This window comes from Methylobacterium sp. WL103, assembly GCF_008039885.1.
GTDB classification, from domain to species: Bacteria; Pseudomonadota; Alphaproteobacteria; order Rhizobiales; family Beijerinckiaceae; genus Methylobacterium; species Methylobacterium cerastii.
In genome coordinates, this window is record NZ_VRUX01000578.1 from 1 (window position 1) to 2,620 (window position 2,620).

3 protein-coding genes and 1 pseudogene are annotated in these 2,620 nt (G+C 70.0%); 2 read left to right on the top strand and 2 right to left on the bottom strand.

From position 1 onward, the window contains the following. Window positions 1-317: ABC transporter permease subunit (locus FV222_RS22575; protein ID WP_147815691.1), on the top strand; the 317-nt coding region annotated here is incomplete at its 5' end. Window positions 318-321: 4 nt separating this feature from the next. Here the strand turns inward: FV222_RS22575 and FV222_RS22580 are convergent. Together FV222_RS22580 and FV222_RS22585 are read right to left on the bottom strand one after the other, a co-directional pair. Continuing rightward, on the bottom strand, window positions 322-981 hold the full coding sequence (locus FV222_RS22580) for a 3-oxoacid CoA-transferase subunit B (RefSeq protein ID WP_147815692.1): 660 nt from the start codon (window positions 979-981) through the stop codon (window positions 322-324). Between the two features lie 22 nt (window positions 982-1,003). Then, on the bottom strand, window positions 1,004-1,741 hold the full coding sequence (locus tag FV222_RS22585) for a CoA transferase subunit A (RefSeq protein WP_147762052.1): 738 nt from the start codon (window positions 1,739-1,741) through the stop codon (window positions 1,004-1,006). A 311-nt stretch (window positions 1,742-2,052) separates the two neighbouring features. On the opposite strand from FV222_RS22585, the pseudogene FV222_RS22590 reads away from it, so the two are divergent. Further along, window positions 2,053-2,620 (top strand): annotated as a pseudogene (locus FV222_RS22590) (AsmA family protein); the annotation flags it as partial.

Genomic DNA, 2,620 nt, shown 5'->3' on the forward strand with positions numbered 1-2,620 from the left:
ACCTGGAGGAGGCCGCGGCCGACCTCGGGGCCGGGCCGTTCCGGGTCTTCGCCACGGTGACGCTGCCGCTCCTGGCCCCCGGCATCACCGCCGGGTTCCTGCTGGCCTTCACCCTGTCGCTCGACGACCTCGTGGTCGCGAGCTTCGTCTCCGGGCCGGGCGCGACCACCCTGCCGATGCGGCTCTACAGCCAGGTCCGCCTCGGGGTGAACCCGGAGATCAACGCCGCCTCGACGCTCCTGATCGCCGCGGTCGGCCTCGCGGTCGGCACGGCGACGTGGCTCGGCGCCCGGCGGGGCGGCCGAGCCACGTCGTAGAACCTCAGGCGAGCGCCACCGTGTACGCCGCCTCGGTCTTGCCGCGGATCTCGTCCTCGGTGACGCCGTCCGCGAGCTCGATCAGCCGCATCCCGCCGTCGCCGTGCTTGTCGATCGTGAACACGCCGAGATCGGTGATGACGAGGTCGACCACGTGCGTGCCGGTGAGCGGCAGGTCGCATTCCTTGAGCAGCTTGGGGCTCTCGGTGCCGTCCTTGTTCTTCGCCACGTGCTCCATGACGACGACGACGCGCTTGACGCCGGCCACGAGGTCCATGGCGCCGCCCATGCCCTTCACCATCTTGCCGGGGATCATCCAGTTGGCGAGGTCGCCGTTCCCGGCCACCTGCATGGCGCCGAGGATCGACAGGTTGATGTGCCCGCCGCGGATCATCCCGAAAGAATCGGACGAGGAGAAGTAGCTCGTCGTCGGCAGCGCCGTGATCGTCTGCTTGCCGGCGTTGATCAGGTCGGCGTCCTCCTCGCCTTCGAGCGGGAACGGGCCCATGCCGAGCATGCCGTTCTCCGACTGGAGCTGAACCGACATCCCGTCGGGGATGTAGTTGGAAACCAGGGTCGGGATGCCGATCCCGAGGTTGACGTAGAAGCCGTCCTCCAGCTCCTTCGCGGCACGTGCCGCCATCTGTTCGCGGGTCCAGGCCATTTTCGTGTTCCCTCTTGCCTGATTAGATCTGGCCGCCGCCGGCCGCCGCGGGCGCGGCTTCGGCGCGCTTGCGCACCGTGCGCTGCTCGATCCGCTTCTCGCGTCCCGGCACGTGGATGATGCGCTTCACGAAGATGCCGGGCGTGTGGATGTCGTCGGCGTCGATCTCGCCGGGCTTCACCAGGTGCTCGACCTGCGCCACCGTCATGGTCGCGGCGGTGGCCATCATCGGGTTGAAGTTCCGGGCGGTCTTCCGGTAGCGGAGGTTGCCCTCGGTGTCGCCGGTGTGGGCGTGGATGAGCGCGAGGTCCGCGAACAGGCCGCGCTCCATCACGAAGTGCTCGCCGTCGAACTCGCGCACGTCCTTGCCCTCGGCGACCTTGGTGCCGACGCCGGTCTTGGTGAAGAAGGCCGGGATGCCGGCTCCGCCCGCGCGGATGCGCTCGGCGAGCGTCCCCTGCGGGTTGAACTCGATCTCGAGTTCGCCGCCGAGATACTGCCGGGCGAACTCCTTGTTCTCGCCGACATAGGACGAGATCATCTTGGAGACCTGCCGCGTGTCGAGCAGCTTGCCGAGGCCGACGCCGTCGATGCCGGCGTTGTTCGAGACGATGGTCAGGCCCTTCACGCCCGATTCGCGCACCGCCTCGATCAGTTCGTCGGGGATGCCGCAGAGGCCGAAGCCGCCGCACATCACCATCATGTCGTTCTTCAGCAGCCCCGCGAGCGCCGTCGTCGGATCCGCATAGACCTTCTTCATGGACGTTGAACCCTATCAAGGCCCGCGCGCGACTGCGCCGACAATCGTTTCCGCGAAAGCTGTCTCCGATTCCGGCGCGCCGGTAAAGGCGCCCGGTGCCGGGAATCAAAGCGCCGGCATCCGTTCGAAGGCGGCGGGGACGGCCGGGCGCCGCGGGCAGACAAAGCCGATCGAAGGCTTTAAGGGAATCACCCGAACGGTCCGATGCATGACGGCTGGGGGGAGCCTGAGACATCGCGGACGCGTTCGTCGTCCCCCGTCGTGCCCACGCCGCCCCTCGGCAGGCCCGCGACGTGCCCGCCCGGAGTGCAATGTCGCCGCGCCGCCTCCTCATCGCCGTCGGCCTCGCGTCGGTGGCCGCCCTCGTGGCGGGCTTGGCGACCCTGCCCTGGCCGGTCGGCACCCCGACGGCGGCGGCTTTCGTCAGCCGCGGCCTGCGCGAGTTCGGCCTCGCGCTCACCGCGGAGGGCGCGACGACGATGACGCTACTCCCGCTTCCGCGCCTGAGCTTCACCCGCACCCGGATCACCGGGGCGCAGGCTGGCGGACCTGCCCTGATCGAGGGCGGCAGCCTCGACCTCGACCTCAATCCGCTCGCCCTGCTCTCGGGCCAGGCCGACCTCGGCTCGGTCGCGCTGGGCGGCGCTACCATCCAAATGCCCGACGGCGCCGACGACCCGCGCTGGGCCGAGCCCGCCCGCCGCATCGGCGCGCGCCTAGCCCAAGGCGGCACCAACCATCCGCGCCGGATCACCTTGAGTGGCACCACCCTCGATTCCGCGAATCCGGGAGCCGGCGCGCAGGCGGTCGACCTGACCCTCGCCTGGCCGATCTGGAGCGCCAGCCTCGACGCGGCCGCGACCCTGACCTGGCGCGGCG